The organism is Bradyrhizobium nanningense, assembly GCF_004114535.1.
In the GTDB taxonomy this organism is placed as follows: Bacteria; Pseudomonadota; Alphaproteobacteria; order Rhizobiales; family Xanthobacteraceae; genus Bradyrhizobium; species Bradyrhizobium nanningense.
The window spans coordinates 1-24,485 of sequence record NZ_LBJC01000065.1 but is presented as its reverse complement, the minus strand read 5'-3'; the positions used below and the strand labels follow the sequence as shown (position 1 = coordinate 24,485).

General features: G+C 59.9%; 29 protein-coding genes. 17 read left to right on the top strand and 12 right to left on the bottom strand.

Annotated elements, in window-relative coordinates:
- Positions 1–647 precede the first annotated feature (647 nt).
- The 3 genes from XH84_RS41100 to XH84_RS32265 form a co-directional block, all read right to left on the bottom strand.
- Positions 648–863: a hypothetical protein gene (locus XH84_RS41100; protein WP_128916492.1), complete on the bottom strand. Its 216-nt coding sequence runs from the start codon at positions 861–863 to the stop codon at positions 648–650.
- A 70-nt stretch (positions 864–933) separates the two neighbouring features.
- Positions 934–1,176 carry a transcriptional regulator gene (locus XH84_RS32270; RefSeq protein WP_128916491.1) on the bottom strand — a complete coding sequence of 81 codons (243 nt, stop codon included), beginning with the start codon at positions 1,174–1,176 and terminating at the stop codon, positions 934–936.
- Between the two features lie 98 nt (positions 1,177–1,274).
- The gene (locus XH84_RS32265; protein WP_128917146.1) at positions 1,275–1,484 is read right to left on the bottom strand and encodes a cold-shock protein; all 210 of its coding nucleotides are present in this window, start codon (positions 1,482–1,484) and stop codon (positions 1,275–1,277) included.
- Positions 1,485–1,915: 431 nt separating this feature from the next.
- On the opposite strand from XH84_RS32265, the gene rpsU reads away from it, so the two are divergent.
- The gene (gene rpsU, locus XH84_RS32260; protein WP_128917145.1) at positions 1,916–2,197 is read left to right on the top strand and encodes a 30S ribosomal protein S21; all 282 of its coding nucleotides are present in this window, start codon (positions 1,916–1,918) and stop codon (positions 2,195–2,197) included.
- Here the strand turns inward: rpsU and XH84_RS32255 are convergent.
- Positions 2,187–2,465 (bottom strand): DUF1488 family protein, encoded by a 279-nt coding sequence (locus XH84_RS32255; protein WP_128916490.1) that lies wholly within the window; start codon positions 2,463–2,465, stop codon positions 2,187–2,189. The two genes, rpsU and XH84_RS32255, sit on opposite strands and share 11 nt — an antisense overlap.
- A gap of 124 nt (positions 2,466–2,589) precedes the next feature.
- Entirely contained in the window at positions 2,590–2,886 is a 297-nt protein-coding gene (locus tag XH84_RS32250) for a hypothetical protein (protein WP_128916489.1), read from the bottom strand.
- Positions 2,887–3,321: 435 nt separating this feature from the next.
- Here XH84_RS32250 and XH84_RS41095 point away from each other — a divergent pair, with 435 nt between their 5' ends.
- Complete coding sequence (locus XH84_RS41095; protein ID WP_245471926.1) at positions 3,322–3,663, top strand: hypothetical protein; 342 nt, start codon at positions 3,322–3,324, stop codon at positions 3,661–3,663.
- 127 nt (positions 3,664–3,790) lie between these two features.
- Here XH84_RS41095 and XH84_RS32240 read toward each other — a convergent pair whose 3' ends face one another.
- The gene (locus tag XH84_RS32240) at positions 3,791–4,156 is read right to left on the bottom strand and encodes a response regulator (protein WP_245471925.1); all 366 of its coding nucleotides are present in this window, start codon (positions 4,154–4,156) and stop codon (positions 3,791–3,793) included.
- A gap of 17 nt (positions 4,157–4,173) precedes the next feature.
- Positions 4,174–5,160, bottom strand: coding sequence for a sensor histidine kinase (locus XH84_RS32235; protein WP_128916488.1), 987 nt, complete (start codon positions 5,158–5,160; stop codon positions 4,174–4,176).
- A gap of 153 nt (positions 5,161–5,313) precedes the next feature.
- On the opposite strand from XH84_RS32235, the gene XH84_RS32230 reads away from it, so the two are divergent.
- The 12 genes from XH84_RS32230 (at position 5,314) to XH84_RS32170 (ending at position 16,047) form a co-directional block, all read left to right on the top strand.
- Entirely contained in the window at positions 5,314–5,577 is a 264-nt protein-coding gene (locus XH84_RS32230; RefSeq protein ID WP_128916487.1) for a cold-shock protein, read from the top strand.
- Positions 5,578–5,840: 263 nt separating this feature from the next.
- A complete protein-coding gene (locus XH84_RS32225) occupies positions 5,841–6,038 on the top strand; it encodes a hypothetical protein (RefSeq protein ID WP_128916486.1) in 198 nt (65 codons plus the stop codon).
- Positions 6,039–6,043: 5 nt separating this feature from the next.
- Entirely contained in the window at positions 6,044–6,274 is a 231-nt protein-coding gene (locus XH84_RS32220) for a DUF6894 family protein (protein WP_128916485.1), read from the top strand.
- A gap of 1,083 nt (positions 6,275–7,357) precedes the next feature.
- The gene (locus XH84_RS40190) at positions 7,358–7,522 is read left to right on the top strand and encodes a hypothetical protein (RefSeq protein ID WP_161494791.1); all 165 of its coding nucleotides are present in this window, start codon (positions 7,358–7,360) and stop codon (positions 7,520–7,522) included.
- Between the two features lie 932 nt (positions 7,523–8,454).
- The gene (locus tag XH84_RS32205; RefSeq protein ID WP_128916484.1) at positions 8,455–9,090 is read left to right on the top strand and encodes a hypothetical protein; all 636 of its coding nucleotides are present in this window, start codon (positions 8,455–8,457) and stop codon (positions 9,088–9,090) included.
- A gap of 307 nt (positions 9,091–9,397) precedes the next feature.
- The gene (locus tag XH84_RS32200; RefSeq protein WP_245471923.1) at positions 9,398–10,699 is read left to right on the top strand and encodes a site-specific DNA-methyltransferase; all 1,302 of its coding nucleotides are present in this window, start codon (positions 9,398–9,400) and stop codon (positions 10,697–10,699) included.
- Positions 10,696–11,115 (top strand): DUF5681 domain-containing protein, encoded by a 420-nt coding sequence (locus XH84_RS32195; RefSeq protein ID WP_128916482.1) that lies wholly within the window; start codon positions 10,696–10,698, stop codon positions 11,113–11,115. The genes XH84_RS32200 and XH84_RS32195 overlap by 4 nt, the downstream gene beginning before the upstream one ends.
- The gene (gene terL, locus XH84_RS32190; RefSeq protein ID WP_128916481.1) at positions 11,112–12,515 is read left to right on the top strand and encodes a phage terminase large subunit; all 1,404 of its coding nucleotides are present in this window, start codon (positions 11,112–11,114) and stop codon (positions 12,513–12,515) included. The genes XH84_RS32195 and terL overlap by 4 nt, the downstream gene beginning before the upstream one ends.
- Positions 12,516–13,071: 556 nt before the next feature.
- Positions 13,072–13,251 (top strand): hypothetical protein, encoded by a 180-nt coding sequence (locus XH84_RS40185; protein WP_164935874.1) that lies wholly within the window; start codon positions 13,072–13,074, stop codon positions 13,249–13,251.
- Positions 13,252–13,506: 255 nt separating this feature from the next.
- Positions 13,507–14,358 carry a YqaJ viral recombinase family protein gene (locus XH84_RS32180; RefSeq protein WP_430641995.1) on the top strand — a complete coding sequence of 284 codons (852 nt, stop codon included), beginning with the start codon at positions 13,507–13,509 and terminating at the stop codon, positions 14,356–14,358.
- On the top strand, positions 14,342–15,475 hold the full coding sequence (locus tag XH84_RS32175) for an ERF family protein (RefSeq protein WP_128916478.1): 1,134 nt from the start codon (positions 14,342–14,344) through the stop codon (positions 15,473–15,475). Before XH84_RS32180 ends, XH84_RS32175 begins: the two co-directional genes overlap by 17 nt.
- On the top strand, positions 15,472–16,047 hold the full coding sequence (locus XH84_RS32170; RefSeq protein ID WP_128916477.1) for a hypothetical protein: 576 nt from the start codon (positions 15,472–15,474) through the stop codon (positions 16,045–16,047). Before XH84_RS32175 ends, XH84_RS32170 begins: the two co-directional genes overlap by 4 nt.
- 1,118 nt (positions 16,048–17,165) lie before the next feature.
- Here the strand turns inward: XH84_RS32170 and XH84_RS32160 are convergent.
- Both XH84_RS32160 and XH84_RS32145 read right to left on the bottom strand, forming a co-directional pair.
- The gene (locus XH84_RS32160; RefSeq protein ID WP_128916476.1) at positions 17,166–17,405 is read right to left on the bottom strand and encodes a PilZ domain-containing protein; all 240 of its coding nucleotides are present in this window, start codon (positions 17,403–17,405) and stop codon (positions 17,166–17,168) included.
- Between the two features lie 1,069 nt (positions 17,406–18,474).
- A complete protein-coding gene (locus XH84_RS32145) occupies positions 18,475–18,813 on the bottom strand; it encodes an H-NS histone family protein (RefSeq protein ID WP_128916474.1) in 339 nt (112 codons plus the stop codon).
- Between the two features lie 368 nt (positions 18,814–19,181).
- On the opposite strand from XH84_RS32145, the gene XH84_RS32140 reads away from it, so the two are divergent.
- A complete protein-coding gene (locus XH84_RS32140; RefSeq protein ID WP_128916473.1) occupies positions 19,182–19,904 on the top strand; it encodes a hypothetical protein in 723 nt (240 codons plus the stop codon).
- A gap of 1,499 nt (positions 19,905–21,403) precedes the next feature.
- On the opposite strand, the gene XH84_RS41080 is transcribed toward XH84_RS32140, so the two are convergent.
- The gene (locus XH84_RS41080) at positions 21,404–21,673 is read right to left on the bottom strand and encodes a hypothetical protein (RefSeq protein ID WP_245471922.1); all 270 of its coding nucleotides are present in this window, start codon (positions 21,671–21,673) and stop codon (positions 21,404–21,406) included.
- On the opposite strand from XH84_RS41080, the gene XH84_RS41075 reads away from it, so the two are divergent.
- Positions 21,672–21,854, top strand: a complete 183-nt coding sequence (locus XH84_RS41075) for a hypothetical protein (RefSeq protein ID WP_245471921.1) — start codon at positions 21,672–21,674, stop codon at positions 21,852–21,854. The genes XH84_RS41080 and XH84_RS41075 overlap by 2 nt on opposite strands.
- Before the next feature lie 530 nt (positions 21,855–22,384).
- Here XH84_RS41075 and XH84_RS32125 read toward each other — a convergent pair.
- On the bottom strand, positions 22,385–22,603 hold the full coding sequence (locus tag XH84_RS32125; protein ID WP_128916471.1) for a hypothetical protein: 219 nt from the start codon (positions 22,601–22,603) through the stop codon (positions 22,385–22,387).
- A gap of 1,012 nt (positions 22,604–23,615) precedes the next feature.
- Between XH84_RS32125 and XH84_RS32120 the strand changes: the two genes are divergently transcribed.
- Positions 23,616–24,200 carry a transglutaminase-like cysteine peptidase gene (locus XH84_RS32120; RefSeq protein WP_245471920.1) on the top strand — a complete coding sequence of 195 codons (585 nt, stop codon included), beginning with the start codon at positions 23,616–23,618 and terminating at the stop codon, positions 24,198–24,200.
- A gap of 65 nt (positions 24,201–24,265) precedes the next feature.
- On the opposite strand, the gene XH84_RS32115 is transcribed toward XH84_RS32120, so the two are convergent.
- Positions 24,266–24,485 (bottom strand): cupin domain-containing protein (locus XH84_RS32115; RefSeq protein WP_128948553.1); only part of this gene is annotated, 220 nt, incomplete at its 5' end.

Genomic DNA, 24,485 nt, shown 5'->3' with positions numbered 1-24,485 from the left:
GGCGACATCATCTCGGAACGGGTGGGCGACTTCAAATCGGAATGGTGGGCGAGATCATCTCGGAATCCTGGGCGACATCGATCGGAATCCGCAATCAAGCCGAGCCAACAATAAGCCGAGCACGAAGAAGCCGCTAGTATCGGACGACTGCAGACCACCAGAAACAAGGAGGAGAAGCGATGAGACAGCATTCCCCATCGGATGCAGCCAATGAGGCGAATAGTCTGTTGAAGGAGACCGTGAAGAAAGTGACGAGCGAGTACGAACAAGCAGAACAGGCTTTCCATGCAAATCGGGAACGGCTGAAAGCTGAACGGTTGGCCAGGGAAGCGGAGCGACGAAGGCAGCCGGACAGGGCGCCTTAGGTGTCGCATTTCTATCTTGATGTCTGCGCTGGGGACTCGTTCACCATAGACAACGAAGGTTTGGATTGACTATCAGCGGGCGGCCGACATTGGGAAGCGGTGCTGTCTATTGCCGACCTTGCCAAAGAGCTCGAAACTTCTGCGCAACTCGATAGCTTGGCAATCGAGGTCGAAACGAACGCGATCTATCTTGAAAGCAACATTCGTCTGCGAACGAGTTCAAGCGCGGAACTGAGATCGCGACAAGCGCTCCGCTCATGCAAACCTGGTCCGGTCTGACAACTAGAGCATCGAAAGCACGACAATCCCGTTTTCGAGTTCGCCTGAAGCAAGACGCGCCCGCGCCATACGCTCGAACTCAGTTCGATGCTTCTGCAAATAGCTGAAGGCCTGCTTCTGCGTGCTGAATGTCGTCGCTAACCGGCACAGTTGTCGATTTGCGCCATGCGCGAGCAAGAAAGTGATCGTCCCGCCGCTCTCCGACCTGGTTCTACGCACAACCCGCTCTCTTTGGCATGTGATCGGCCCTTCCAAATTTCGTTCGGCGTTAGCCTTGGTTGCTAGGTCGCTAAATCCGCGGCTTCGTCGAGCGCTTCTTACGCATGGGCGCGGGCAAAGCTGCTTTAAGGACTGCATCGGCTGCTTCCTTGGCCTCACGAACTTCTCGAAGCCGTGCCATGTTCTTGCGAACTTCAATGGCCTGCCTTTCGGCATCTGCCAATGCCCGTGCTCCTTCTTCAGCGGCGAGGCGCTTGCGATCGGAACGCGCAATGCCTTGGGGTGACGGCTCTGTCGGCTTCTTCTCGCTCATCGCTCACCGGGCTCTACAACGGAAGAAACCCGCTCAATCCGAGGATCGAGCGGGCAGAGGGTCCGTTTCAGTACATCCGTGAAACGGCGCCGACGATATCAAGCCAACGAGAGGTTCTCAGCGCTGACTTTGCCTCGCATCTTGTCTGTCTTGGCCTCGAAGTTGACCTTTTGGCCCTCCGCAAGCCCCGCAAGACCAGCTCGTTCGACGGCGCTGATGTGCACAAATACATCTTTGCTGCCGTCGTCCGGCTGAATGAAGCCGAACCCCTTCTGGCCATTGAACCACTTAACAGTACCTGTCGTCATTTTCTTCTCCAAAGCGCACGCGAGCGCATACCGCATGACAATCACGCGATAACCTTCAACTTCGTCGATGTCTTTGGAAAAGGAGCCCGCGGGCGCATTCAACAAGGCACAGCGGCTGATCGAACATACTCAATATACATCACCTTCAACATTTTGCAAGAACCGAAGCCGACTTCTTTCGGCCAAGCATCTCCAGTGCTCCGACCAAAGGACTCCAGGCGGATCTGGGGCAAGACCATATCGATTGACTTGTCCGCACGGGAGTGATCACGTGGACGGCACCGACTTGCATCGCTGTGACAAGCAGATCGGCTTGTCCGAAGTTGGCGACGGTGTCGCCGTCACGAACCTCAACAATCGTAATGAAGCTCCTGCGCAATTGGCTGCTTGCAGGACGTGTCGCATTTGCAGCCCCAAGCGAAGAGGATGAATTGCAGGTTCTTGTCAGAGACAACAATGTTGAGCAGGCACTCCGTGTTCTCAAGAAGAAGATGCAACGCGAGGGCGTCTTCCGGGAAATGAAGCAGAGGCGCTCCTACGAGAAGCCGTCGGAGAGAAAGACCCGCGAGAAATCCGAGGCTATTCGACGAGCCCGCAAGCTCGCTCGCAAGCAGGCAATCAGAGAAGGACTGCTGCCCGCGCCGCCGAAAAAGAAGCCTTTCGAGCGCAAACCGCCCTTGCCGGAGGTCAAAGCTCGAGTCCCTATGGCCTGAAATCAATGCCTCGCAGCACGATTCCCGGCGGCGTGCCTTCGAACTCCGTCGCGCGATACTTGCTTGCCGCACATGCTTCGATACGGTCCCGCAGACGGATGAACTGCGCTTCCCGCTGGTCGGGTTTAACTTGCGGGCCGCCCTCGAGGTCGTCCATCGCAGAGGTTGAAATGGCGCAAGGAATCTCCCTGGCGCCGTCATGCATCGAGAACCGGACAATCATCCGGTCGTACTCGTGGCCGATAAAGCGCCCGCTGGTCAATGTCATGGCTTACTCCTTACGGTGATCGCTTCGGCATGATCGCGCGCTTAAGTCGTCGCCGTGACCGGCGTCCGCCTCCCGCTCCCTCTGGGCATGGCACGGGTCGAGAATGCAGGCGGCTCTCTTCGCTTCAGTCCTCCCCCGCCAATCGGACGAAATCGTCGAACAACGCTGCCACCAGCGCACGGTGGCGCGTGTCCTCTGCGGGCAGGCTTGCAGCATAGAGGTTGAGCAGATAGCGCGCTTTGGCCGCGGCCTCCGGCCATGACGCGGCCGCCACCGTCAGCAGGCGGTTCTCCAGATCGGCCTCGCGCTCACGCAGCTCGCGCGCATTGTTCTCGACCTCGGCCAGCGCTCGGCGCAAATCGGTCGCTTTCTGCGCGGCCATGCCGCGATGCTTGTCGAGGTCTACAGTGTGGTCAGTCACTGGCGACACCCGGATCCCTATTGGGCCCTGCGGATACAAGCCATTTGATGCCGCGGATGCGAAAGAATGCCCAAAGGTGATGGATTCGCCGCGAGCGGATAGTCATGCAAGCTTGCCCTTCGCAAGTGAAGCCCGACCGATGCTGGCCGGGACGACCATGCGCCCTTGGCGCGGCAATGACCAGCGCTATCCTCACCGTGCCGGCTAGCGGTAATGGCAACGAGGCGCTTTAGCGCTCGCCATTCGCGTAACGTAGGCGTAAGCTTGCTGATATCGCCGCACCTCCCATGGCATCTACCGGTGACTGAGGAGCGCGCGTGCTCTCGCTATAAGCTTCGCAGGAGCGTTTGATGTCGCTCTTTCGTGCCTGGGGCGTGCCGCCGGGCATCGTTTCGCTGCTTCTTTCGCCTTTCGTGTGCGGAGCCGCCGTTCTCAATGGCTAGAGCAACACGCGTTCCGTATCTCGTCAGCGGGACCAACGAATACGGTAGCTCCAATCTCGGCCGCGGCACTGCAGCGGTCGCGCTGCGTCTTGCGCGGAAGCTGCTGCGCGAAGGCTACATGGACGTCAGGATTTGCACCCCGCGTGGGCGGTTGTTGCAGTCGGATGAATTCGATGAACTCAAGCCAAAGGAGAGCGACATGGCGAAGGGCCAGCAACGCAGTAATCGGGAAGCCAAGAAGCCGAAGAAAGAAAAAGCCAAGGTCATCGCCGCGGCGCCCAGCCGCAGGGAAGTCGCCTGGCAGCCCGATTTCGGACCCGCGAAGAAGAAATAGCAAGAGCCAACGGCGAGCAGGCAATGCGAGAGCTCGAGGCGCCCGAATCGGCACTCCAGTCGACGGCTTCAATGTTGCCCGTTGTGGCCCAACAATGACTGCAAAGCGGTGCCCAGAGTGAACGGGCTCATTCACCCTTTAGCGCGTCGCCCAGGACCTTGAGAAGAAATTCGGACCGCCAGGTTTTTCCGACGTTGACTACATCCCGCAGGGCTGGCTCGGCCTGCAGGTCGGCGGCCACGTAGCCGCTGGTCAAAATGAACGGCACAAAAGATGCCCGGAGGACTTCCGCGACCGGAGTGACCCATTGTCCATCAAGGTTGACGTCGAGGATGGCGGCGTCAGGCCGCTCTGCCTTGAGCAGCTCCAGAGCTGCGCTTACGTCCGGGGCCGGGCCGATCACCCGATAGCCGGCGGTTCGTAGCGTGGCCTCAAGCTCCATTGCGATGAGGTACTCATCTTCGACTACCAATATTCGGGGAGCCTCGTGCACAGGGTCTCCCCGTTGCGCTAGTCCACAGGCGCGGTGATATGGGCTCTTAAACCCGTCGGCTCATACTTCAGTTCCGCCGTGCCGCGTAAGCCCTGCACGGCGCTGAGGTCAATGAGCTTGGAGCCGAAGCCGGTGCGAATAGGCGGCGTCACGGGCGGGCCGTTTTCTTCTCGCCAATCGATTTGAAGCACGGGCTTGCCGTCCTTCTTCACAATGTCCCAGGTGAGATGCACGAGGCCGCCGGTCTTGGAGAACGCTCCATACTTCCAGGCATTGGTGACTAATTCATGCAGGATAAGGCTGATCGGGAGAACCTGCGGCTGCTTGAGAGCGACCGGCGGCCCGGGAACGATGCGGTATCGCTCGGCTCCCGCTGGCTGCAATGCTTGCTCGACGAGCGTGCTCAGATCGGCTTGATCGCTGCTGGCCAGCGCGAGCTTCTCGGCTTCAGCCACTGCTTGGAACCGCCCCAAAAACGCGTCCCGGTACTCCTTGGCTGACCGGCCTTCGACATCGGTCTGAGAGGCCAGGGAGCGCACGATCCCAAGAAGGTTCTTCATACGATGGCGCGTTTCGGCGAGGAGAATGTCCTTTTGCGCCTCGCTGCGGCGCCGGTCGGTCACGTCCTCAAACAGGATCAGAATGCTCGTGCTGTTATTGTCGGGGTGAACCAGGCGACGCGCGCTCACGAGCATCGTGCGCCGGCCGATGGTTGGGAACTCGGCCTCTACTTCGTATCCGACAACCGCGGCCGACTTGGGAATGATCTCGCCCACAAGGCGCCTGAGTTCGGCGATGTCCCATTGACCGTCGCCAAGAGCGAACAGGCTACGCCCAACCGTGTCATCGCGGCTCACCCTGAAAGTCTCGTAAAACCCGCGATTAGCGGTAAGGACACAACCCGTCTGGTCCAGCACGAGGAGAGGCTCCTCCAGGGTGTCGACGATCCCTTGCGCCTGGACATGCTCGCTACGCAGCAGCCGGTACAGATCTTCCAGGTTCATCTTTCGGCCTACCTCAGCAGAGTTCCCCTAGGATAATATGGGGCATGGTCCCCGCAAACCAGATTGAGCTGCTTTATCGGTGCCAGATGCTAATAATGCCGCCCACTAAACCCTCCTTCTGCCGTCCAAGTTTCCGCGGGACTGAAATTTCAGATGATCGCTTCGGGTCGAGTGTCTTGGCTCAAGCTGGACAAGAAATTTGGCTTCGTTGAACTGGAGGGGGGTGTCGGCGATGCCTTTCTCCATGTTTCGGTTTTGAAAGCTGCTGGCTATGTGACCATCCCTGCAGGGACGACCATCCGTGTCCGAGTGGAAACCCAAGCCGACCGGCGGCGGGTGGTCGAAGTGCTCTCGGTAGACACCAGCACCGCGCTCGCGGGCGAACCAGTGCCAATTAAGCGCAAAAACGTCGAGTGAGCCATCGGCCAGACTCGGGGGCATTAAAGGCCGATGCGCGCGAGAGACCTTGCAGGGCGAGGAATAATCCGGTTCCGCGGTAAGATCGATTGCCAATCTCGCATGGCCGGCGTTCTCCGACCGGGAAAGCGCGCTCGGCGTTTAATTAGGAACCGACCTTTCTCTCGCACATTGCTCCTGCATCACCCCGCTACCCCGGGCTCCTATCGGTGATGAGAACGCCGGTTGCGCTCCCGCCTACTCAAGCAGGGAGCAGCGCCACGATGAAGCGACGCCGTTTCGAGCAACCACAATCATTCCAAGACCGCCTTGCCGCATTCGCAGAAGACGCGCGCGACGAAGCCGAAAAGCTTCCGCTGGGCATCGAGCGCAACAACATGCTGCGCAAAGCCAGTCAGGCCGATACAGCGGCTCACCTAGACGATTGGGCCACTCCCCCTGAACTACCGCCACCGAAGTAGTCATTATGGCGCGCTACTACTTCGATACGCACAATGGCACGCTTGTTCGCGATGACGTGGGAATTGAATGCGACAGCTTTCGAACTGTGCGCGCTCAAGCAGCGGCTGGGCTCGCCGATTTTGCAAGAGATACAGTGCCCAGCGCAAAGTGGCGCGAAATGGCAATCCGGGTCCGAGATGACCAAGGCCGACCTGTGATGCAGGCAATTTTGCGCTTGGAAATCAAACAACCGTAAGAAGAGCCACCTCGGTCGACGGCCTCTTTCGCTCGTGTCGCCCGGCCCGAAGGCGAAGTGCCGCGATGTCCGCTCCCGCGCTCTTGTTGGGGGAGCAGCAGACATCAGGTGGCCGACTCGCAGCAACCGACTTTATGAGTGCGCACCCTAGCCTGCGGCCGAGCCGGACGCTCGCGAAGCGCTGAGCGCCCGATCGACCTCGGCATCTTCCTAGAATGGATGTCGCGGCGGTTGAGTCCCGGCTACGCCAAGGCTTCCGCGAACGCAGTGCTACCGGCTACATCAGGAGCTAAGCTCGAAATTTCAGATTAATGATGGTCGTTCCTCATGCGTACCGGCCTTCTCATTGTGGGAATATGGCTGCTGATGAACGTTCTGTTCGTTGTAATTGTCCTGCCCTCGCGCAGACCGCGTCCTGCCCGGCGGCTGTCACAGGGCCCCCGTCTCCGGCATCGATCGACACGACGCCCCATCGACCGGAAGATCACGACCCACTCCTGCGGCGCGGGACGACGCCGATTGCGATCAGAGTGCTTTGGGTCGTCCTCCTGCTTCCGGTCGCGCGAGTGTGGAACGCGGTTACGCGGCGCTTCAGAAGGCACCTCGACTAGGGCATGCGCTCATACCCGCTCGCCGACTGGTGTCCGGTCACCACCCAAACAGCGGCTCAAGCGCAGACATTCTCCCAAGTCGCAAATGGGGCCGCTAGGAGGTCGGGCCGGGTTGTCGGGTAGCGACCCGTTCGACATACTTGCCGCCAACTATCTCGCCTTTGTCCAACTCGCTTCAATCAGGCTGTGGCTTAGTACTAACGAGTCCACGTCCTAGAGCTAACGAGTCCACGTCCGAGAGGGATCATCGGCCCGAATATTAATCGCTATCGCCTTTTTGCTCAACGAACTAGACCGCGGCGCCTTCTTCTTCCGAATGGCGGAGGCCTGCATGCGCGGACACGCAGACACCGAGCCCCAGCAAGCCCCCGAAAAGAATGCTTGCCCCCCTCCTCGGCCCATCGGGCAACTCTGGATGGCACCCGTAAATTTCCCAATGTCGCCCGTCTCGGGCCGGCGGGAAGGTGACACCATGAAAATCTCGAAGCCAAAGGAATGGAGCGACCTCGAACGCAAGAAGCTTTCGGCAATGATCCGCCGGCGGTACGGCGCGGCGGAAATTGCCGCAGCTCTCCGCCGGCATGTCGGCTCAGTCAAGCGGATGGCACGAGAAATGGGGCTACTTTTGAAAAAATGACTATCGGGCGAATTTCATCCATCTATTGCAAGAGCGAAAGCCTGTCCGCGTTCAACCGATGCCGGGCCTTAGGAAAGGCGGCGATCGCATCAGGCTCACTCGGTGTAGGAGCGCCGCCGCCCGGGTTCAACCGATTCGTTTGAGGCCAAACAACGTCGTGCTCGCTCGATCTGTGCGTCGGTGGCGCCGCGACTTCGGGCATACATCTCGGCCACGGGCGCTGAGTACTTCGCGACATAGTATCTGACGTCCGTACAAGATACGCGCCCGGTGGGGCTGTGATTGCCCGCTGCGAACGCTTCGGAGTTCAGTGAGATCAGCAATACGGTAGCAGCGCCGAGAGCACGCACAATCATTGTGGTCATTTCCCCCATCTGAAGACTTCACCGCAGCAGGCCTGAATCGCGTCGAGCGCGCAAATTGACAATCAGGCGTTGGCGCAAAGTACTATGCCCCGCGGCCCGGCATTGCGCCGACTGCTTGCGCCAGGACCAGCTGAGATGAGCTTGCGATGAGGCGGCATGAGGCATCGGACGAGCGTTCGATGCCAAACGTAAGGACTCAATCGATGTACGCCGTGAGGCGGCTTCAAAGCCCTGATGCCAATGCCGAGGGCGGCTATGAAGATTGCTTGAGCTGTTCCAGGCCCCCGTGATTTGCGACGGAACAATCTCGCAAGCCGCCGCGTGATAATGCGATGGCGAACACCCCTCACCGCGGAAAACTACATAGTCCTGAGGCGCTTACCGGCCACGCCAAGCAACGACGCCGTCTATGACCGCTTCCTGTTGGCTCGACAAAGACCTGGATGAACCTTTGCAGCGGCGCTAACGATCTACCGGTCTCAACCGGACCGTAAAGCTACGGGTAGAACGTTATGCGCTTAAGCCTCACGTTAGCACGGGGGCCCAACTAGAACATCGGATGACCACATGCCCCGTTTGAAGTGGCTGCAACAGGAAGAATGCGAGAACCGGCGCTCGATTGCGGACGCCGTCAACGTTCTCCACGCACAGGCCGTTTTCGACCGTGTGCGTACCGCAGAAATCCGGGCCGGTCGCTTACGGCTGCCCTCCAAACAGATTGTCGGCCTCGTCGGCGTCTTTGTCGAGAACGCTGCGGCGCAGACAACTTCCCTCGTCACGCTGCCGAGCGCCACGAACTTTCGAGCCCGACGTCACGGCAGCCAAGAACTCGAGGAATTCGACGTCTTTCGCCTCGACGGAGCGACCGTGGATGGCAGTTGCGCTGTCGAGCTTGTCGATGGCACGCGGCTTCGCGCGGTCGAGGTCATTCCAGCCTCGCTGCCCTATAAGGTGACCGAGCTCGACTGGCGTATTCTGCACCATACCATCGCGATGATGAATGCTGAGCAGGAGTGCTACACATACCCGATCCCCTTTGCCCAGCCCACCGGTGCGCTCGATTGCAGCAAACTGCCGGCCCTTAGAGGGAAGGTGCCGCCGCGAAAGGAGATACTGCGGTACATTGCGAAGCAAGAGCCTGCGCTGAAACGCCCGTCCAGGCAAAAGATAGACGACACATTGCACAAGTTCGGGATGCTGTAGCCAGGCCGCGTCGAACGCGACGCCTCGGATCGGCCGCAGCAGCTTGCGCTTTGTTGCCACAATTCGATTGGCATTACACTTGATGCAAACGTCCGAAAAATGCTGAATATAGCTAGCTCCTTCAACAACAAGGAGCTTCGACATGACGCTCGGTCGAACAGAGGCCGCCAAACCACGGTCTAGCACACCCACCGCGCTTTCCAAGTCCCGCAAGCGAACTAAGCACCTCGAACGTTCCATTGAAGACCATTTGGAGGTTGCCAAGACAAGCACTCGCTTGCCACAGATTGGCCAACCGGACGTACGATTGCTGCCGCTACGAGCCGTCAAGCGAGCTCCCAAGAACGCGCGAACCCACTCCAAGAAGCAGATCAAGCAAGTCGCAAACTCGATCCTCCGTTTCGGCTGGACCTACCCGATTTTGGCCGACGAGGATCGGCGCATCATCGCCGGGCACGCCCGCTGGGAGGCGGCTAAGCAGCTCTCCCTCAAGGAGGTCCCCGTTCTGGTGATGCGCGGCCTCAGCGACGCGGAAAAGCGCGCCCTGGCGCTCGCCGACAACAAGATTCCGGCAAACGCAGGTTGGGATCGCAAGTTGCTTGCCGAAGAGCTCGGCGAGCTCGCCTCGCTTCTCCCAGATTTCAATCTCACCCTCGACATCACCGGGTTTGAGCCGGCCGAAATCGACGGGCTGCTGCTCGATTTCGGCAACTCGGAGCAGGATTCAGCTGACGCTCCCTGCACGATCGCCGAGCAGCCCATCAGCCGCAGAGGCGAGCTGTGGCAACTTGGTGCGCATCGCGTGCTGTGTGGGGATGCCTGCGATCAGAGCGATTGGGCAAGATTGATGGGATCCGATCGAGCCAACATGTTGATCGCCGACGTGCCTTACAATGTGCAAATTTCCAAAACGCTCGGCCGCGGCAGGATCAAGCACCGCGAGTTTGCGGTGGGGTCCGGGGAAATGTCGTCGCCCGAGTTCACCGTCTTTCTCACGCGCTGGATGCATCTGGCCGTCCAATTCTCGCATGACGGGTCAATGCACTACATCTTTATCGACTGGCGACACCTCGGCGAAATGCACAATGCAGGCCACGCCGTCTTCGGTCCGCTGCAGAATCTGGTGGTGTGGAACAAGTCGAATGCCGGCCAAGGCAGTTTTTACCGCTCCCAGCACGAGCTGATCTTCCTCTACAGGAACGGCGATGCGCCGCACCTCAACAACGTCGAGCTCGGCCGCCACGGCCGCAACCGCTCCAACGTCTGGACCTATGCCGGTGTCAACACCTTCCGCAAAGATCGCCTCGACGAGCTCGCAGTGCATCCCACGGTGAAGCCTGTCGCCTTGATTGCGGATGCGATCAAGGACTGCACGCGGCGCGGCGATCTCGTCCTTGACCCCTTCCTGGGATCCGGCACCACCCTGCTTGCCGCCGAGCGTGTCGGCCGCCGCGCTTATGGCCTCGAGATCGATCCGCTCTACGTCGACGTCGCAATCCGCCGCTGGCAGGACGTCACCAGGCGCGATGCCATCCTGGTCGCCACCGGCCAGACCTTCGAGGAGGTGGCCGCTGCGCGCGCTGCCACATCGGCGGAGCCCAGCACATGAGCCGCCGCAAGCAAACCGGGCCGGCCTCGCACGGAAAACGAACCGACGTAGGCTACGGCCGCCCGCCCCGCGAGCACCAGTTCAAGCCGGGTCAATCCGGCAACAAGGGCGGTCGGCCCAAAGGCTCGAAGAACGAGGCGACCATCATCAATGAGCTTCTCAACCGAAAAATCAGCATCCGTTACAATGGACGAGTGCGCAGGATCAGCGCGCTCGAAGGCATCCTGACCCGATTTGTGGACGATGCGCTGAAGGGCAAGGACAAATCGGCGGCCTTCCTTCTCAACCGCAAGCAGCAGGCCGAGTCCAGCGAACCGCCTGCAGCGCCGCAGCTCGACATCGACGATCGCAAGGTCCTCGATGCTTACGCCCAACAGCTGCGCGAGCAATTCAAGAAGCAAGGAGACTCCGAATGACCACTCACGACTTCGCATTGTTCAGCGCAATTCTGCGCGCTGACTTCGTCAGCTTTGTCTACCGATGCTTTCTCCACCTCAACCCCGGCGCTCAATTCCTGCCCAATTGGCACATTCAGGCGATTGCCCATCAGCTCGAGCGGGTGCGACGCGGCGAGCTGACGCGTTTGATCATCAACATGCCACCGCGCTACCTCAAATCGATCACAGTGTCGGTGGCATTTTCGGCATTCCTGCTTGGACACGCGCCAGGCCGCCGCATCATTTCCATCAGCTACGGCGATGACCTTTCGGCCAAGCATGCCAGCGACTTCCGATCCATTGTGCATGCCGAATGGTACCGCCGCGCGTTTCCGGACATGCGCATCGCGCGCAGCACCGAAACCGAGTTGATCACCACCCGACGCGGTTCGCGCAGGACAACATCGGTTTCCGGGACGCTGACAGGGCTCGGCGGCGACCTAATCCTGATTGATGATCCGCAAAAGCCGATCGATGCGCAGTCGGAGGCGCGCAGAACCAGCATCAACCAGTGGGTCACCAATACGCTGATGTCGCGGCTCGACAACAAGCAAACCAGCGCGGTGATCGTGGTGATGCAGCGCGTTCATCTGGACGATCTGTCCGGGTTTTTGGCCAGTTCATCCGATGACTGGCAGGTGCTCAGCCTGCCCGCGATCGCCGAGACAGATGCCGCGATCCCGATCGGCCCGGATCGATTTCACCTCAGGAAGGCCGGGGACGCGCTGCATCCGTCCCATGAATCGATCGAGACGCTGCGCAAGCTGCGCCAAACGCTCGGGCCAGACGTGTTCGCCGCGCAGTACCAGCAGGCGCCGGTTCCGGCTGGCGGCGCCATGATCAAGCGAGACTGGCTGCGATATTACGACGAGGTCCCTTCAAGAGAGGTGCTCGGCTGCCGCATCATCCAGAGTTGGGATACCGCCGCCAAGAATGGCGCGCAAAATGACTGGTCGGTCTGTACGACTTGGCTGGTGGTTGACGGGAATTACTACCTGCTCGATCTTGTGCGAGATCGGTTTGAGTATCCGACCCTGCGCGACACCGCGCTCGAGCTCGCCAGGCGCTTCAAGCCGCACGAGATCCTGGTCGAAGAAGCCTCCACCGGAATCGCGCTGGCCCAGGAGCTCGGCGAGAAGGGCGATTGCTTCGTCAATCCCATTAAGGTGGACCACGACAAGGTCGGCCGGCTCTACGTCCAGCAGGGCAAATTCGCCGCCGGACGGGTTTGGTTTCCCAGGAACGCGCCGTTCCTGGCCGAGCTCGAGATGGAGCTATTGACCTTCCCGCAAAGCCGCCACGACGATCAAGTCGACAGCATCAGCCAGGCGCTGGCCTACGAGGACAACGGCTACGATTACACGATGAGTTGGCTCTGATGGGTGCTGCTAGCGGAGTCGTTGCATCACCCTCGTTCTCGCGGCGCAGGATGGTCGACCCGAGCTCGCGACCGGTCCAGACGTGAATATCGCCACGATCGTCGGGGGCGCTCAGCTCTCCTGACGGCGAATGGCGTCGACGTCGTGGAATTTATGCGGCCGCCCAGGCGCTGGGCGGTGATGCCGTGAAGCTGTTGCGAGAATTGTTGTGGGCACCAGCGCGTGCTTCGGCACCCAAGCAGCCCCACGCGCTAAGCCCAGTCAGCCTTACGTGGCCTCTTGAGGAGCTTCGCCGCAGCTATGGAGCGACGCGGCCAATTTTCCAGAACGAAGCCAAGTGACCGCACCAACGTCGCTCCAGCCTGAGCAAGCGGAGCGCCCGCCTCTGCTGCACCAAAGCGACCCGTTCGTACCGCTCAAGCGCTTTGAGGCGTTTGAGGTCTACCGGAATCGGACCGGTCAATAGCGCGGCCAACATGTCCTGCCGCAAACGGCGGAGCCGCAGCAGCGCGAGCTTGGACCGTGCAAGGGCCATCGCGGAGGCCGATGTGACCTGATGTCCAAGTCCAGAAGCAATCGCGGCGGCAAAATTCGCGGCCTCGGCAGGATCGCCGATCGCGCTCCGCGCCAGTCCATGGCGCAGCGCATTTTGGCCCGACCTCGCCTTTCCACCCGCCGTTTTCGGCCCGGTGCTGCGCTTGGCGTTGGCGCGATTGGCTTTGATTTGTCGAATTGACGCCATCTGCGCGTTCCTCTGCCGGGGCGGGTGCGAGCACCCGGAAGATCGCTCCAACCTACTGAAAAATCAAACGTCTTCTGGTCAACAGAACCGCAAAATTGCTGCAGAAAGGACTGGCATTTCCGCGCAAAAGGAGCGTTAATTATTGGACCGGGCCGTGGGCCCTTGGCCCCGGTCTCTCCCCTCGCAGCGGCGGGGCTTTTGGTGGTGCGGCGGCAAGCCGCGTCAACCAAGGAGAGACCGGTGACCACGATTGCAACCGACGGCGCCGCGGCGCCCCACTCCGTCATCAGGTTTAACCGCCACGACCGGCGCGCCTTCATTGGCGGCTCGGACGCGCGCATCATTATGGGCCAGGACCAGGACGAGCTCATGCGCCTGTGGCGCGAAAAGCGTGGCGAGGTCGCGCCACAAGATTTGTCGCGCAATCTGGTTGTCCAGCTCGGCATCGCTACCGAAGAACTCAACCGCACCTGGTACCAGAGCGCCACCGGTCACGCGATCACTGACGTCCAGAAGCGGGTGCGGCACCCCGTCCACGCCTGGATGGCGGCCACGCTGGACGGCATCGTCGCGCCGACCGGCGCGGTGTTCGAGGCCAAGTTCATGCTGCCCTGGGCCTTTACTGAGGAGGCGGCGGCCGAGAAGCACATGGCGCAGCTGCAGCACAACATGTGGGTGGTCGCGGCGCGCGCGGCCGTGCTCTCCATCATCACCGGCGGCGGCAAATGGGTCGAGATCACCGTGCATGCCGACCCGCTCTACCAACACCTGCTGCTGACCGCCGAGAAGAAGTTCTGGCGCTGCGTGCAGAGCGGCGAGCCGCCGCTGCTGTTCGGGATCGAAACCCCGCGGCCGCGGCTCGCCGCTGTCAAGGTCGTCGACATGACCGCATCCAATCTGTGGGCCGAGTGCGCGGGGATCTATCTGCGCACCCGCGACGCCCATGGCGAGCACGAGCTGGCCAAGACCGAGCTCAAGAAGCTGCTGCCCGAGGATGCCAAGGAAGCGTTCGGACACGGCATCCGCGCCAAGCGCTCCAAGGCCGGCGCCATCAGTTTTGATCCGGTTGAGATGGAGGCCGTCCATGCACCAGGCCAGTGAGCATATCGGGGCGATCGCGGCGGCGCTGGCCCGCGCCCAAGCTGCGCTGACCAACCCGGAAAAGACCCTGACCGCTCAGATCCGCTCACCCTTCCTGCGCGATGATGACCGCACCTTTCGCTACGCCTCGCTGGCGAGCGGCCTTGACATCGTGCGCAAGACCTTGAGCCAGCAAGAGATCGCCACCATCCAGACCACCCGGGTCGAGGAGACCACCGGCCACATCCACCTCACCACCCTGCTCGCCCATTCCTCCGGCGAGTGGATCTCATCGGACTGGCCGGTCTGCGCTGCACGGGACATCGAGGCGCCGCATCGCATGGGTGCGGCGCTGACCTATGCCCGACGCTACGCCCTGTTCGCGCTGGTCGGGATTGCCGGCGAGGATGATCTGGACGCCCCGGATACGGCCGCCGGTCCCCCCGCACCGCCCAACCTCAAGGCCGCGCCCGGCAAGGGCGCTCTCAACCGTACCCCGGTGCTACGGCCGGGGGAGTCCGCCGCACTCCGGGAGCAGCTGTTGCGCCAGCTCGAAGCGCTGCCCGCCAGCGCCGATCTGCTCGGCTGGGCCATGGCGAGCCTCCCGCTCAAGAACAGCCTGCAGGAGCCGGATGCCCGGCGCGTCGAGGCGGCCTATCAGGCCAAGCTCGAGGACGCTGCGTGTCTGCAATCGGCCGCCCCGGACGGCGAGCCGCGGTCCGCAGCGCCGCTCCCTGTCGACGCCGAGGCTGCGCTGCAGCCAGCGCTCCCCGAGGCCGGGCTCGCCTATCCCAAGGAGCCGTCGCGCAAACGCAGTAAGGCGCACCTGTCGTTTGTTAAGGAGCAGCCCTGCCTGGTGTGCCAGCAAACGCCGTGCGATGCCCATCATCTGAAATTCGCCCAACCCAGAGCACTCGGCCGCAAAGTCGGTGACGAATTTACCGTGCCATTGTGCCGCGCCCATCACGAGGAGCTGCATCGACACGGCAACGAGCGGGCTTGGTGGGCGAATCTGCAGATCGCGCCCTTGCCGGTCGCGCACAATCTGTGGGCGGCAAGCCCGGTCCACGGTCCGGCCGACCCCGCGATCGGCACCGCGCCGGTTCCGGCCAACCTTGGTTCGGAGGCCGCCCCATGAACGGCCTGTTCCAAGCCACGCGGGAGCTGACTGTCACGGCGCTACCGGTCGAGTTTGAGGCCTTGGCGCCGCCGCCTCTGCTGCTGCCCGGCGAACACCTCGAACACTACCAGGCACTTCGGCAGGCGATCTTCGCGGACCTTGCGCCGCGATCCGCCATCGAATGGCTGCTCGCCATCGACATCGCCGAGCTGTCCTGGGACATCCAGCGCTACCGCATGTTGCGGCACAAATTGCTCGAGACCTATCGCCTAAAGGCGGTTGAGGCGGCGCTGCGGGGCATCGACATGGTCGGCATCGATCCCGAGTTCGAAGAGGAGGCCGAGTACCATACGCGGAAAAACGCATTGAGCTGGCAGATCGATCCCATCGCTGCGACCGAGATCGACGCGCGGCTTGCGGCCTATGGTTACGACCAACACGCCATCACCACCGAAGTCTACGTGCAGGCGCGCGAGGTCCTGGTGCTGTTCGAAGGCCTGCTCAATGCCGCACAAACCAAACGGATGTTGCTCCTGCGCGAGATCAGGAATCAGCGCTTCGTAAGCGCAACGATGCGCCGGCCGCGCTGAACATCGCATCCCGAGCTCCGCGGCTTGCGCTAAACGACAGATTCGTTTGACCCGTCCCGAACGTAGGTTGCGAGGCAACACCGGAGCAGCAGCATCGCACCCGCAACCTTCGGGCCACAATCAATGAGGTTGCTGCTTGCTCACAATATCCGTCTCGAGGACATCTGCCAGCATTTCCAGCCAATGCGCTGCTTCTCGGGCCTCGTCGGGTGTAGGTCGCTCCCCCGGCTTGCCCCCTGCGTTGTCTGCGAGCAGACGCCCTGCGATCCCACCATCTTGAATTCGTGCAACCGAGAGCTCTCGGCCGTAAGGCACGTGACGAAGTTACGGTACCATTGTGCCGCGCGCATCATAAACAGCCGCCCCGCCACGGAAACGAAAAGCTCCCACGCGGAGCACGCACGGCGCCGTCCTAAAGGCCAAAACCGCGGCCAATCTCTCGCGCAAGCCTGAGCGCCGCGTCGGTATTGCGGCCATAAAAGAACGCTTGATCAAGCTGCGAAAAGATACCCATTCCAAATAGCGCGATCGCAATGCCTCTAAGCATCGTTGTGGACCGGGTTGAACGATACAGCGAAAAGTTCAAAACGGCCCCAGCCGCAGGTTGGGAGAACAGCCGGGGCCGACATTCCCATTCCATATGCCGTAATCAGCGGTAATCGGCACGCTGCCAGGTTAGCCACATGAAAGCTAATGAACTGTTTCGCTCATCGCTGTTCGAGCCCCCGAGCTGTTAGCCCCAGGTAAGGCGCCGCCATGGATCGCGCCCACCATGCCATGCAGCTCCCTCAGCGAAAGGGCATGGCGCGACGCCGATAAGAGTTAGATCGCCATGAAATTAGCTAATCGGCCCATTGCGGGAATAAACGTCCGCTAGTGCGGCTTACTCGGCCTCGCTGTTTGCGGAAGCGGAGCAATCGACCGTAGACCGCCAAGCGAGTGCGTCCCAACTTCTGACCAACCTCGCTTGCGGTCATGCCACTTTCGATGAGCGCAAGAAGCTGCGCTTCTTCCTCGGGCAACCACGGGCGTGTTTCAAGTCTATTGTTGGACATCATCGATCCCATGCCGGGAATAGCGCCGCGGAAATCCATTTCCTGATCAGGGGAATCGTTATGCTATTCAAACGCTACCCCAATGCGATTGTCACTCGACCAGATTAGTCGGCAACTATATATGGCGCGATTTCTCTCAAGCATCAATCTGAATGTGGGGTTCACGAACTGCTTCGACGGAAGCTCGATTGCGGCGCCTTGTTCGGACATATTGACCACGCGGCAGCGTAGACTGGTGCCGTCGCCGAATATGTAGGCGATCTCGTCCACATCGATGCGTTCAAGCTTTCGACGTTCTGTCATGTATGTTGCCCGCCAATGAGGCTCATTCGCTCGATGTCCAACTTTTCTCTAGCAACCGAAATTGTCGAGCGATTTGCGTTGCCAAGGCTGATCGCTCTCTGGCAAGGAGTCTTCTTTGTTCATTCATGTCGTGTCCGTCACGTTCAAGCACCTCAATCAAGATTGCCTGATTTTCAACGTTTAGTTGCTTGGCCGCAATTTCTCGGGAAATGATTGCTAATTCATCGTCGCAATCTGAAGTCATAGCAATCCCAAGGCTGATCGGTCGGTAAGTAAAATTCCATCCTACCTGACCGACCCTGCTAGAATGTTACTTTGCTTCGAGGCCAGCTACGGGCTCCATCCAGGGGCGCATCGTGTTACCTTCGTCCGGCTTCAAACCAGCGACCCGCGCGGTTCGGCTTCGCAACCAGACTTCAGCGACGTAGGCGTGAGACTCGCAAGTAACCAAATGCCGCGGGTCGTCGAGGTACGGCCAGCAGCATTTCATTCGAACCGAAATCCTTTACGACCGACGCCGCCCGGCTTGCGGCTATTCTTTATGAACGCCACGCCAAGCTCTGTGCCATTCCCCCAAACCAATTCGCTGCGGCGATACCCAGGCCAGTTGACGAGAGCACCAAGAAGAACTCCTTCAACGGCAATCCCTCCACGGGCGCTTCAACTCTTAGCTTAGCGCCGGAGTCAGAAACATCGTGTACGAGGCATGGTCGCCGCCAGGTCCCGTCGATGGCCATCATATGCTGAAGACGGCCTATCGAAAGAAACCCCACGCTCGTCGCGCTTTTACCTCGCCGTTGCAAAACCGGGTCCTAATGAAGCGACCTGTTCAGCGGCTCGTTTGGGTGATCCTAGCCCAAAGGCTCGGCCAATCTCTGAACGCGGCGTCAGTATGGGAGCCACAGAAGAGCGCGCGATCCAGCTGAAAAAGATCGCCATTGCAAATAGCGCGATGACAATGCCTCCAAACATGGTTGTAGACCGGACTTCGACAATGCTTTGAAGTACTGGTCCTAGGCGCAAAATCGGGTTGCGCCGGCATTCCCATTCCAAATGCCGCAATCGGCGCTCATTTTGTCTGGCGCTTTTGAACCGAAGCCTGCTGAATGAGGAAATCGTCTAAGTTCCGACCGCCTCGGAGCTGCGGTTGCAGCCATCGCGGCAGCCGGCCGCGACCGGACCATGTCTCCGCCGGGTTCTTTGGATTGCAGTATTTGGGACGAACGGGCGGGTATGGACGGCGCTTATGATCGAAGCGTGTGGCCTTCTCGGCTAGCCCAATCCTGTGGAGCCGTTCATCCAAGTGAGCTTTTTGCATTAAGATTTTCTGAGTCAGGCTGGCAGTGACCTGCTGGTGCAACATCCAGAGCTCATCAAGGGAGAGCGAATTGAAATGCGCGGTGTCCATGGCTGATCCGAGGTTGGGGTCAAAAGCCCAGGCACGAAAGTCTAGGATGAAGAAGCAGGCAAGCCGTCAGACTCATGATAATCGCATAATCCACATTTAAATGCGGAGATGCGGCGGGGAGAATGGCATGACAGCGGTAATATCATGGCAAGGGATTTAATTTGCCGGGAGGAGGTAGCGCCCACTGAGGTGGCCCAGGATCGTGACATCCAGAAACTTGCGACGCGTGGCCGCCCTGCAACCCGGCGCGCTGGATTAATTCGACTGACCAGCGACACATTTAATTCATTGCGCTGCCAGATTTAAGTCGTATCGGGGCCCATGTCGCCGCGAAGTCTCGGGTGGGGGCGCATCACCGGGAGTTTTCGATGTCCGGTCATTTGCGATGTTATTTCGCCAGTTTGGTTCTTCTTGGAGGTCTTGCGGCGACACCTGCGCTCTCCAGCCCGTTTACCGACTTGTTCAATCCTGCTCCTCGTGAGCCTGCTGCGAACTCGTCGGCGCGACCGGAATGCTTGGCACAGCCCGGCAACCCGCCCGGCGCCGGCCTGCGCTGGGTGTATCGGCGGGAAGGCCACAGCAAATGCTGGTTCTTGGCCGAGGGAGTCGCGACGGCGCGAGAACCGGCTCATCGTCGCATCGCTAACCGCACCGTCAGGCCCGACGAGGACGAGACCATGCGGCAAAGGCGGAGCCCTGTAAGCGATGCGCGCGCGGAGTTATCAAGCTCTGCGGCGGCTGGCGAGCCTCAACCGACGCCGGCACGCGAGGTGAAGGTGGCTGATGCTGCTTCTGTTTTCGATGCGGGCGCGCCAATCCTGATTCCGGCGGCATCCGTCTCTGGTGCTCCCAACAGCCAACTCACGCCCGAGCAATCCGTGCCGCCCCAAGTCGACGCGGAGAAGCTTTCTGCTGCCGCGCGAGCCGACTCGTCTCCAGCTATGCCGATGGGGGCGCGCGATGAACAGGTGCTCGGCGAGGCGCGCAGCCGGACGGTAACTTGGCTAGGTGTGGCGCTGATGATGCTGGGGAGCTTCTCGATCTTAAGCGCGAGCCGCGCACTCCGGCACGCGGTGAGATTACGCCACTGAAGATATGCTGGCAGGTGACCTAAAGGCCTTGGTGAGTTTCTGGCGCGCTGATATATCCGAATTGCAACACTTATAATGTTCCGCGCGTCTGCGCTCCATCTGGTACTGCCTCAGGCCGATGTTCGAGTATGATGCGGTCCCTCTTGTGCTTGGGACTGCCATCATGCGGTACAAAGTGTTCATGGTGGACAGCGGTCGGCGAGTGATCTGCGCTGCAAAGCTCGATTGCATTGACGAGCAGGCGGCGAGACGTCGAGCCGAGCAAATGCATGGCGAGCACGACGTTGAGCTTTGGGACGGCGATCGACTAGTTGCGGTGTTCCGAAGTGCATCGAATGAAGATCTTGGGCGAGCGCGCGATCCTGGATAAACGCCCGGTCTCGCCGCCGAGTTAGTTCGAACGTTGTGAGCCACGCCGGCCTGGCGGTTGCCGGCACGTCGCAGGGACATACTCGCCCAGGTCTCCGCGCCATGAAGGCGTCGGCCTGCCCCAGTTAATTGTAGATACGAGGATCGCGAGCACTCCCGCGCGCCAAATCGCACAGCGAGCCGACGAAGGTCAAGCTTCGGACCAGGAGGGTCTCCAGTCTAAACGGCTCTCGCTCTGCCGTCAGCTCTGGTACGCCGTCTTCGGCCCATTGTTCTCGCTTCTACCTGTCGGAGCTTACTTCGAAGCTTCTCCACCTCTCTAAGCTCCGCCACAAGCGCTTGCAGCCGTTCGCTCAGAACAGCACAAGTATAAATCTGACGCGTACGCGACATCACATGCCTCAGAAAATGGCTTGAAGTAGAAAGTCGCCGGAAAAGAACCAGACAACGGACCGCTCGACCCAGTCTCAATGAGCTAAAGCCGCAGCCGCCAGATGCTCCCAGTACTCTGCCTCTGCGAGCAGCCTCCAGCTTCTATCCGGTTGGAGCGCGGCAGTCTGTCTGCAAAGCAAAGCCATAGCGCGAAAGCGGCGAGCAGCTTCCATTCCGACCTCCCATGTTTTCCCCAAACATATTTTTCAATTTTGCGATGGAGTCATCACGATTATATCGAATAATCAAATTTATCATTTAATCGCAGGCAATTAAGTACCGCTCGCGCGCTGAACAGGAGTTGGTTTCGGTTTAAGCTTCGCATCGGTTTCGAATGCTAGTAGCGGGGGCTCTATTGCGCGTTAAAGCGCACGAAAAACCTGCGGGACCACGAGATGCGAAGCTTCGTGCGCGATCATCGCAATCTGAGAACCGCGACCGGCTGGGCACGGCGGTACGGCGCGGGAAATTGCCACGGCTCTTCGCCGGCATGTCGGGTTCACTAAAGCGGATGGCGCGAGCGGTGGGGTTGCTTCTTAAAAAACGACTAAATGAATGGTCCCATTAATCTTCGTCAACCGCGATCGGCGAGCGTCTTGCCGCCTCAGTTCGGGTTGCTGTGCCCTCCACAGCAACTTCTTCTCGGAGAGGACATCGACCGGTATCCGGCTCTTCAGACCCTTCCGCGACCTCGGTGCTCAGTCTGCCATCGAGTGGCTGGTTGCTATCGACATCGCAGAACTCTCCTGGGACATGCAACGATACCCAGCTTCTGCACCTGTCGCCAAAAGGCCGTCGAGATGACGCTTCGCCGAATCGACGTGGTGGGCATTGCCCTGGACTTCCAGGATGCAGCCGAAATCTACACCGTCCATAAGGCGCTGGACTGGCAGCTGGATCCTTCTGCTGCGCTCGATATCGAGGCCCGTCTTCGATCCTACGGCTTCGTAGCAACCTGCGATCAGCATGGAAGTCTACGTTCAAGTGCGCGAGATCCTCGCCTTGTTTGAAACGCTCCTGAACGGAGCGCAACTTCGACGCCTGCTGTTGATGAAGGAGATTCACAACCTTCAACGCTCGAATGCGGCGGACCATGTTCACATTGCTAGCCGCAAAAGCCAACCAAGGGCGCCGAAGTTCCTCGAATAGTCTTTACAGATGAAGTTCCCCAAAAACACGCGGCGCGCGCTGCAGAGCGCGATGTGGACTCGCGAACGCCGGCCCTCGCGCATCTCGCTCACTTTCGTGAACAGCCTTGTTTGCGAGCGGCTCCATCGAAGCCGTAATCATCTCCAGCTCATACAGCTGAGCTTGGGCCCGGATGTGAGCGGCTGGCCCACGGCGCCTCTACGCAGCTTCCCCACCAAGCGCAGAACCAGCAGGCGCCCGGCGGGCCGGCATGCAGGTATCAAGGCTGTCTGTCGCGAGCATCGGCAGGCCAGAACGCTGCCCGCGGTTGAGCTCGGATGCATGGTCCAACACCGATGCGTTGTTCGAACTCACAAGATCACCTGTACGGATCCCAAACAGCGCAGCTCCCATAATTGCAAGCAGGAACGCCAGCCTATCCCCTCCATCTCGCCGAACTGATACTTTGGGCCGAGCATTCGAGCTTTGAGGGAAATGTCGGAGCAGCTGCGATCTTTCGCACTTGCGATTTACGACAACCATCCAACGCTTCATAGGCCCAGCCGGCTGCGCAAATTGTCACGCTCCTCGAGCAGTTCTCGGAGTCTTTGAGCGTTGTCAGATTGTATCTCCTGCCACTCGATGCGATCCTCTGCAGTCCACAAGTAAGACTCGCGATTGAACCGATCTTTCTCTTCTTTATCGAATTCGATATACAGCTTGATGTCGCGCTCAACTTGATCAAGTTGCTCCTGGAGAGTCCTTGGCATCAGCCGTTCCTCGGCCCTGCCTCTAACCCGCCCTTGATCTTCGACGCTGTCGGTGCAGCGATCAATAGGCTTTCCCTCCTCGCAGGTGATATCCTCATCTTAACTAAAGTTGTTTCGATCGTTAGACGTGCCGGAGTCGGGCGCGATTCCCTGCGTCACGTGATTCGCATGCAGTCGCGCGCCCGGGGGTGCGTGGAAAAGCTGAACTCCTTGAGTGAGCGGCAGAACGCGCCTTGGTGCGTCCACGATCGCCGCCCTGCTTTGTGACTTTTTGGGGAGAGTCATGGCCGTCATCATTCATTTGAATCTCTACTTATCAATTTTATGGGCTGGAGTTCACCGTGCTGCGCTGCCGATCGCATCGCCAATCCCTGCACCGGCACGGAAACGAAAGAGCCTGGCGCCACTGCACCGACATCACGACCGCAATCGGAGGCACGAAGTCGATGAATGGTCCTGGCAGCCTCCCTCCAGTTCAGTCGGCGCGCGTCTTGCCGCCTGAGTTCGAGGCGCTATGTCCTCCGCTTCGACTTCTTCCCCGGAGAGAACATCGACCACTATCATGCGGCCCAGACCGCCATCTTTCGCGACATCGCCCCCCCAATCCGCCATTGAATGGCTGCTCGCCATCGACATCGCCGAACTCTCCTGGGAGAGGCAGATCGCGTGCTACGGCATAGACTCCGGAATGCCTACCGCCAAACGGCTATCGAGATGACGCTTCGCCGCGTCGAGGTTTCCGCGAGGAGGCCTGACTAACGAGCCCTCGCACGGACTCTAGCTTCATTCGTAAGCGGCCTTGTAAGGACAGGATGATGAGGCAGGAGCAGGCGGCTTCCATGTCCTTTAGGAGATAGATCTTGCAGAAATTCAAGGCCACGCACTGCGCCATGGCGCCTTCAGCCCGGTCGCGATCGAGCGCACGCCCCTGCTCCACGATTGTGCATCGATTGCCTCACAATTGTCATAGCGCTTCCACCGCATCGCAATATACTTCGTCTAGCAATCAGAAATGTCAGGCGAACTTTCGATGATCAGGCATGCGGTCCGCATGCTGGCCATAATGTATTGCGTTTGCGGCCAGCCCGCCTATTCAAGCTACGAATCCCAAGCGGTGATGCCACCGCTGTCGTTCTCACAATTCTGCATTCAATATCCCGAGGACTGCCAACGCCACGACGATCGCAGGATCCGAGACTTCCGCTCCTCAGTCCAGCGCTGGCGAGAACTCGCCCAGATCAATTCAATTGTGAACTTCGGCATAACGCCGAAAGATCCGCCTGCAAGCCGACGGGACGCGGAATGGCAGATATTCCCTGACGAAGGCAATTGCGGCGACTACGCCGTCACCAAGCGACATCTGTTGCTTCGATCCGGCTGGCCCAGCTCCGCACTCCTTCTCGCAGAAGTCGTCATCCGGGCAACGGGAGAGCACCACCTTGTGCTGCTTGTTCGCGAGGGACGAGCGGTCTTGGTACTTGATAATCTAAGGCCGGTGGTCACACCGTTGGTCGATGCCTTGGATCGGTTCGCTATCCTGCGTGCGGAATCTGGAACGGATCCACAACGATGGACCCGGGAAGTGTCGGCGTTCTAGCAGCGCATCTCGGCCGAGACTCTCAGCGTTGGAAGACAGAGCCACTCTGTTGATCTCCGAGAATCTCAAGTTCTTTGATAGTCGTCTTCAATCCGGATGATGTCGTCTTCCCCGAGATAGGAGCCGGTCTGGACCTCGATCAGTTCCAGCTGGATCTTGCCCGGATTCTCCATCCGGTGGACGGCGCCCATCGGGATGTAGATCGACTCGTTCTCGTGCACGGTCTTCAAGGTCTCGTTGACGGTCACCTGCGCGGTGCCGCGGACCACGATCCAGTGCTCGGCG